We start from the raw sequence: 7,625 nt of genomic DNA on the forward strand, positions 1-7,625 counted from the left end.
AAAAGTGGTCGATGGTCTTCATGAAGGAGATGAAAACCGAAAAAGCTCCAGCAAGAGTGGTCGATGGTCATCATGAAGGAGATGAAAACCGAAAAAGCTCCAGCAAAAGTGGTCGATGGTCTTCATGAAGGAGATGAGAACCGAAAGAGCACCATCAAAAGTGGTCGATGGTCTTCATGTAGGAGATGAAAACCGAAAGAGAATCAGCAAGAGTGGTCAACGGTCTTCATGAAGGAGATGAGAACCGGGAACGGGGTTTATAGCCCGAAATCCTCAATTAACGAACCCATTAACTTAAAAAACACCCTCTGATTTATGAGAAGCTATTAATCTTCTTGGGCAGTATTATCAATGGAATACTGATCATTAACTATTCTGTTACTTGCTGTTTTCAACAATTTCTTGGAAGTGTTGGATAAACAACAAATCTGTATAACTATTGGTATTTTTAATTTTCATTATGCCCTAAGATTTATTTAGAAGGATTAACTAATTAAATTTTTAGGAGGAATAGAAATGACTAAAATCGGTATTCTTACAGGAAGCACTCGTGATTCCAGAGTAAATTTAAATGTGGCGGAATGGGTAAAATCAATTGCGGACCAACGCACTGATGCAGAATATGAACTTGTGGATATTAAAGACTACAATCTTCCAAGATTCAATGAATCGATCCCACCCATTATGTCAGGTGGCAATTATCAAACACCAGAAGCAAAGCCTTGGTCAAATAAAATCAGCGAATTTGATGGGTTTGTATTTGTTACCCCAGAATATAACAAATCAGTACCATCTGGATTGAAAGATGCCATCGATTATCTATATTCGGAATGGAATCATAAAGCTGCTGGGATTGTAAGTTACGGTTCTACACTGGGCGTTACCGTAACAAATGACTTGCGATTAATTTTAAGTGTGCCCAAAGTGGCGGTAGTAGGACCAAGCGTCAATATGAGTCTTTTTACTGATTTCCAAGATATGACGAAGTTTACTCCAGCACCTCACCATGAAGAAGCATTAAACACAATGTTGGATGAAGTGGTTGCTTGGTCTAATGCACTAAAATCAGTTAGAAGTTAAAAAGCATTTCAGGGATTATAGAAGGTCCCTTCAAAGGAAAAAACAATCTGTTTCACCTTTTAATAGGGTGATACAGATAATCCCCCAATGATTTTGTTCCACATTTGCCCGCATTGCTTAAAAAAGGAAGCCATTAAACATCAGCCTCATCATTATCCCTGATTTGGATTTCTTCTTTTTCTTATGATGAAAAACACAACAATGCCAATGGCAATAACCACTGCAGCCCAAATATATTTTTGACTCCCATTATGTTTCCTGCTTAAATCAACTTCTTTAATTGGAGGCTGTCCTTCCCCAAGAACCATCAAATCCTCCTGTAAAGAACTCAACACATCGGTACGATCACATATGGTTGTTACCAGTGATTTTGCCCCGTACATATTTGAGTCGTTTGCATATACCAAATACTCTTCTCCTTCGATAAAATCAATCCCGCAGTCTCCGCCGCCTTGACCAGTGGTAATGATCATTTGAGATTGTTCAACACCTTTCCAAGTGTTCATTACCTCAAAAAGAACGGATTGAGTGGTTCTTCCTCTTAAACTCTGTTTTTCTTTTATAGCGATCACTTTCCCACTAAATATGACTTCTGACCGTTCATATTCATCCTCCACACTTGGTAGCTCCGCACACGAACAAGCACTTGTAATTGAAGGAAAGGAGCCTATTATAAAAATAGCCACAAACATGAAAGCAAGAAGTGGGATTGCTTTCTTCAAATATATCATCGCATTCTCTCCTATAATCCCTAGAGTTTTGTACAAATTTTACTATTACATACAAATATTAACATATATATCTAGTTTTGTTCGCGTAACATAAACCATAAATCCAAGAATAGCAATACTGCCAAAGAAGCCGGCAGGAAATTAAGATATCCCCGGCAATGCTGTAGACAAAGCGATTTCCACGAAATCCTACTCATTGACTTTTGAAAAACATCGTTATACATTTAAAATACAGAATAGTATATTAATTTTGAAAATATAGATAATTGTTTTTTTGCATAATAGATTTACGTTAATCTAAATGAATCTATTAATTGGGGTTTGTTTCCATAATTCCTTAGAGTATGTGTTTAATCACTAAAAGATATTATAGAGGAGGTATATACGATGGCTGTTACTACGGGAGGTAGATTGGCTGCAAGAGCACTAAAAGAAGCTGGGATTGAGGTTGTCTTCACATTATCTGGGGGGCATATTATTCCGTTATATTATGGACTTAGAGAACAAGGGATTGAGTTGATTGACGTAAGGCATGAAAATAGTGGCGGTTTTGCGGCTGATGCTTATGCAAGGGTTTCTGGAAAATTAGGGTGTTTTGTTGCTACCGCAGGTCCGGGTGTTGTAAATGCATCTACAGCGATGGCTGAAGCACGTGAAAATGGAACACCTTTACTATTCATTGGAGGTGCTTCACCTGTTGCGGAGGATGACACTTCACCACTGCAAAACACTCCAACGTTAGAAGGAATGGCTGCTTATTGTAAGTTTGCTAAACAAGTTAAGCAGGTTGAGAGAATTCCAGAGTATATTACAATGGCCGTACGTGCGGCATTGTCTGGAACACCTGGTCCAGCTTATGTCCAGATTGGCGAAGACTTGATGGATATGAAAGTGGAAGAAGAGAAGGTATTTTTTCCACAGAATTATCGTGCCATTAAGCCGCCAGCAGGAGATCCTAGTTTAATAGAAGAGGCTGCCGAGGCGTTAGCGAATGCCAAACAGCCAGCCATGATCATCGGGGATGAAGCGAGATTTTCCGCCGGAGAATATGCAAAATCCGTGGAAGAATTGGCCAATTATTTAAAAATTCCAGTGTGGGTTTTGAATACATCTAGAGGAGTTTTTGCGGATGAATCGAAAAACCCTCTTTTCCAAACGAATCTAGGGAAAGGTGCGATGCCTGACGCGGATGTCATCATTGAATTAGGCCATCATCGTACCTATCGTACGTTAAAGGGAAGATCGCCTTTGTTTAATCGAAATGCGATTCGGATTTCGGTGAATACCGATGACAACCAGATCGGATTTAATGCGCCGTCACATATTGGCATTGTCGCTGGGGCTGGAATAGCAGCCAAACAAATTTTAGATTCAGTAAAAGCAAAAAGACAAGCTGTTACGGAAGAAGACTTTGCAGCTCGGTATGAAATATTAAAAGAGAGAAGAGCCGCGGCGATTGCTCCATTGACAGAGGCAGAAGAGTCCCAGCATAATCCTCCACATCCAGGAAAAGTGGCAAGCCAAGTCATGAAATATATCCAAGAAGAGGCGCCGGATTGGCATGTGATTTGCGATGGTGGTGATGCATCGGTGTGGATGGATGATTTCTCTATCGCGACTTATCCTGGCCAGCTCGTCCGTTGGGGTCCATTAGGAACAATCGGTACAGGCAATGGATTTGGATTAGGGGCTTATTTTGCTGACGGAAAGCCAAGTGTCATTTTTACAGGAGATGGAAGTTTTGGGTTTCATGCAATGGAATTTGATACGTATGTAAGACATAAGATCCCTGTTATTTGTGTGATTTCCAATGATTCTGCGTGGGGCATGATTCGAAATAATGAAATCTCCCTTCACCCGGAAGATTATGAGAAATATGGAAGTGTAGGAACGGGCTTAGAACATATGCGTGCTTATCATAAGCTTGCAGAGATCTGGGGTGGAGTTGGTGTCGCAGTCAACCATATTGACGATGTGATTCCTGCGATGAGAAAAATAAGAGAATCTGGCCTTCCAGGTATCGTAAATGTACAGGTTGATGAGAAACCATTAAGCAGACCAATTTTAGCAGCCGCAAAAGGAAGGGAAGCCACAAGAAAAGCAGGAAAAGAATTAACAGGTGGAGTATACGGATAATGAATCCTGCATAGAGGGGGATTTCCTGATCCCCCTCTATTAACATCTAAAGGAAAAAAGGAGGGTAATAGAATGAAAGCTTGTGTTAGAGTAGCACAAAAGGAATTTGAAGTAAGGGAACTTCCCATTCCAGAATTAGTAGAGTCAGATGATGTCTTGCTGAAAGTGGGTGCGACGGGAATATGCGGATCCGACCTTCATATGTGGCTTCGCAATGACCCGACAAAGGACGGTGTTATTTTTGGCCATGAATTTTCAGGGACGGTAGTCAAATCAGCTTCAGGAAACATTCCTGCTGGTACGCGTTGTGCTGTCTATCCTGGTTCCGTAAAGCCTGAAGCTCGAGGGGCGGAAATTACGGATTGGGTACCAGGCATCCGGCATGTTCCAGGAGCTTTTGAGGAATATCTAATTGTTAAAGAACGCTATGTGCATCCGTTGCCAGATAGTCTGAGCTTGACTACAGGGGCTCTTCTTGAGCCATTGGGGGTAGCCTATCGAGCTTGCCTTTCAGGGAAGGTGGGAATTGGTCAAAAGGTATTAGTTGAAGGAACGGGTGTGATTGGGACTGGTCTATGTGCTTGGTTGAAAGCTGCAGGGGCTGGCCTGGTGGTTCAAACGGAAATCAGTGATACACGGATGAAGGCATTGAAGGACCGTACAGATGCTGACTACCTTATTGATGCGAAAGATGAAAACCTAAAACAAAAATTGCTAGAGCTCTCCAAGGGCGGATTTGATGTGACCTTTGACTGCGCCAATGCTTCAGAAGAAACCGTTGAAATCGCGATGGATGCAGCCAAAGTAGGGGGAAGAGTCGTGATCGTGGGAGTAAATATTCATAAGACACCGATCGACACTTATAAATTAATGTATAAACAGTTGACACTTAACAGTTCATTTGGACCGTACCCATATGATCGACTCATTCCATTAATTGAAAAAGGCCTGATTGATACGGAAAAATTTGTGACCAATGTGATCGGTCTTAACCAAGTACAAGAAAACTTTGAGCTTCTCACAAGTGGGAATAGTAAAGATCTAAAGGTCATCATTGATCCGAGTTTGTAGAAGTTTTATCGAAATGATCTTTTAACTTTTTATAGTATAGTTCCCCCAGGGGCAGCATGAGGATACCAATTTTATCGCTGCCTCTTTTGTTTATAACGCTTGATCTGGATAATATAGGTATTTCCGCAAATAGAGGGCAGGATAAACCGCAGTATTTCATCATCGGCCATCACCCCATGCGTTTTCTGTACAATTGCCCAACGATTATAGCTGGAAAGGCCAATTGGCAAGTAATTCATCCGCATTAATCCTTGTTGGAGGGTGCAATCTCCACTTCAGCCGTCTTTCTGATTCATCCTTGTGATTTTGGTGCCTGACTCTCATTATAGTACAGCGTTACAGTGCCGAGATTTAGGCCACTTTGAGATACTTTTTTTTTGTAACCTGTCTACATTACAGATTATGAACAAAGAATAACAAGCAGAGAAGAAACAATTGGACAAAAATTGGTGTAGAAAACATACATATGGAATTACAGGGGAGGATACGATGGTATTCATTCATAAACAACTACTAGAATATGGGGTAGATCCGAGCCTGGCTGATTATATGGCTGGGACCATCATGATTGTATTTATAGGTATCCTATGTATCATTGCTAACTTTATTACGAAGAAAATTGTCATGAGGGTGATCACTCATTTTATAACGAATAATAAGGTTAAGTGGGATGATCTGCTTTTGGAAAGAAGGGTTTTTCATCGTTTATCCCACATTGTTCCTGCCATTATTATTTATTACTTCGCTCCGACGTTTTCTGACTATCAGCACCTTATAGAAAAAGGGGCTATCGCCTATATCATTATTGTTGGAGCCCTTGTGGTTAACAACTTTTTGAATGCCTTAAATGATGTTTATCAGACGTTTGAAATATCAAAGATTAAGCCTATTAAGGGATATATTCAGGTGGTAAAAATTGTGGTGTTCATCTTAGGGGCAATCACTGTTATTGCCAACCTGATGGGGAAAAGTCCATTTCTCCTTCTAAGTGGGTTTGGTGCGCTATCTGCTGTTCTCTTATTGGTATTTAAGGATTCAATTTTAGGGCTGGTTGCAGGCATTCAGTTGGCTGCCAATGATATGGTACATGTTGGTGACTGGATTGAGATGCCTAAATATGGAGCGGATGGAGACGTTATTGATATTTCGTTAAATACGGTAAAAGTTCAAAACTTTGATAAAACGATTACGACGATCCCCAGCTATGCGCTTGTCTCCGATTCTTTTAAAAACTGGAGAGGGATGCAGGCTTCTGGCGGGCGCCGGATCAAACGATCCATCTTCATTGATACCAATACCATCACTTTTTGCTCTGAGGATATGATCGAGAAATTCAGACATATTCACTATTTATCTACTTACATAACCAATAAAGAAAATGAAATCGCTGAATACAATAGAAATCATGAGATTAATACGAGCAATCGGGTGAACGGTCGAGCTTTAACCAATATTGGTGTATTTCGAGCGTATATTAACCACTATCTCCAAAATCACAAAGGGATTAATCAGAACATGACCTTACTCGTCAGACAATTGGCGCCAACAGAATACGGGCTGCCATTAGAAATATATGCGTTTACGAACGATACACGATGGGATGTGTATGAAACGATCCAATCTGATATCTTTGATCACTTATTTGCAGTCGCATCTGAATTCGGGCTCAAAGTATTCCAGAATCCATCGGGGAATGACTTGAAAAGCATTTTAGAAGAAATAAACAAAAATAGTATGATTAGGGAAAACAATCAATCATGATGCATGGCACTGTGGGGTAATCAAATAAATATCATGCCAGTCCCTCAGTACGGGAAAGCTTTACTAGACCGGGGGACTGGCATTGATTTAAGGATTATCGTAAAAATGTATCATTATATAAAGTAAGTAATAACCTTCCTCTCTTTTACTCAAGAGAGGATAGTCATCATGGAGGAGATGAGAACCTATAGAGGCCCAACGGAATTGGAAAATGGTCTTCATAAAGGAGATGAGAACCGAAAGAGCTCCAGCAAAAGTGGTCAACGGTCTTCATGAAGGAGATGAGAACCGAAAGAGCTCCACCAAAAGTGGTCAACGGTCTTCATGAAGGAGATGAGAACCGAAAGAGCTCCACCAAAAGTGGTCAACGGTCTTCATGAAGGAGATGAGAACCGAAAGAGCTCCAGCAAAAGTGGTTAACGGTCTTCATAACGGAGATGAGAACCGAAAGAGCTCCAGCAAAAGTGGTCAACGGTCTTCATAAAGGAGATGAGAACCGAAAGAGCTCCAGCAAAAGTGGTTAACGGTCTTCATAAAGGAGATGAGAACCGAAAGAGCTCCAGCAAAAGTGGTTAACGGTCTTTATAAAGGAGATGAGAACCGAAAGAGCTCCAGCAAAAATGGTCAACGGTCTTCATAAAGGAGATGAGAACCGAAGAGGCCTAGCGTTAGCAGAGAACGGTCTTCATCCATAATCTTATAAAATGAATAATAATTTAGATGTCTGTGGAACAATCGTGAAACAAGATTTTTCGGGTCGTCGCAGTGACCATACTAAAAAACTATAGAGGTCCAAACTTAGATGGCATATAATGGAACAATAGAGTTTTTTTGATAAGACTTAGG

At 40.6% G+C, this 7,625-nt stretch carries 6 protein-coding genes; 4 read left to right on the forward strand and 2 right to left on the reverse strand.

All coding sequences use genetic code 11. The features are described from left to right. Positions 1-516 precede the first annotated feature (516 nt). Positions 517-1,080 (forward strand): NADPH-dependent FMN reductase, encoded by a 564-nt coding sequence (locus CZ487_RS11395; protein ID WP_077212288.1) that lies wholly within the window; start codon positions 517-519, stop codon positions 1,078-1,080. A gap of 152 nt (positions 1,081-1,232) precedes the next feature. Here the strand turns inward: CZ487_RS11395 and CZ487_RS11400 are convergent, their stop codons facing one another. Next, complete coding sequence (locus CZ487_RS11400; RefSeq protein WP_077212289.1) at positions 1,233-1,811, reverse strand: hypothetical protein; 579 nt, start codon at positions 1,809-1,811, stop codon at positions 1,233-1,235. 387 nt (positions 1,812-2,198) lie between these two features. On the opposite strand from CZ487_RS11400, the gene CZ487_RS11405 reads away from it, so the two are divergent. Next, the gene (locus CZ487_RS11405; protein ID WP_077212290.1) at positions 2,199-3,947 is read left to right on the forward strand and encodes a thiamine pyrophosphate-binding protein; all 1,749 of its coding nucleotides are present in this window, start codon (positions 2,199-2,201) and stop codon (positions 3,945-3,947) included. A 72-nt stretch (positions 3,948-4,019) separates the two neighbouring features. Continuing rightward, the gene (locus tag CZ487_RS11410) at positions 4,020-5,018 is read left to right on the forward strand and encodes a zinc-dependent alcohol dehydrogenase (RefSeq protein WP_077212291.1); all 999 of its coding nucleotides are present in this window, start codon (positions 4,020-4,022) and stop codon (positions 5,016-5,018) included. Between the two features lie 71 nt (positions 5,019-5,089). Here the strand turns inward: CZ487_RS11410 and CZ487_RS27150 are convergent, their stop codons facing one another. Beyond that, positions 5,090-5,257: a hypothetical protein gene (locus tag CZ487_RS27150; protein WP_202617905.1), complete on the reverse strand. Its 168-nt coding sequence runs from the start codon at positions 5,255-5,257 to the stop codon at positions 5,090-5,092. Positions 5,258-5,507: 250 nt separating this feature from the next. Here CZ487_RS27150 and CZ487_RS11415 point away from each other — a divergent pair, with 250 nt between their 5' ends. Then, positions 5,508-6,779: a mechanosensitive ion channel family protein gene (locus tag CZ487_RS11415; protein ID WP_077212292.1), complete on the forward strand. Its 1,272-nt coding sequence runs from the start codon at positions 5,508-5,510 to the stop codon at positions 6,777-6,779. Positions 6,780-7,625 lie beyond the last annotated feature (846 nt).

Origin of the sequence: Robertmurraya dakarensis, from assembly GCF_900156875.1 — a bacterium.
In the GTDB taxonomy this organism is placed as follows: domain Bacteria; phylum Bacillota; class Bacilli; order Bacillales; family Cytobacillaceae; genus Robertmurraya; species Robertmurraya dakarensis.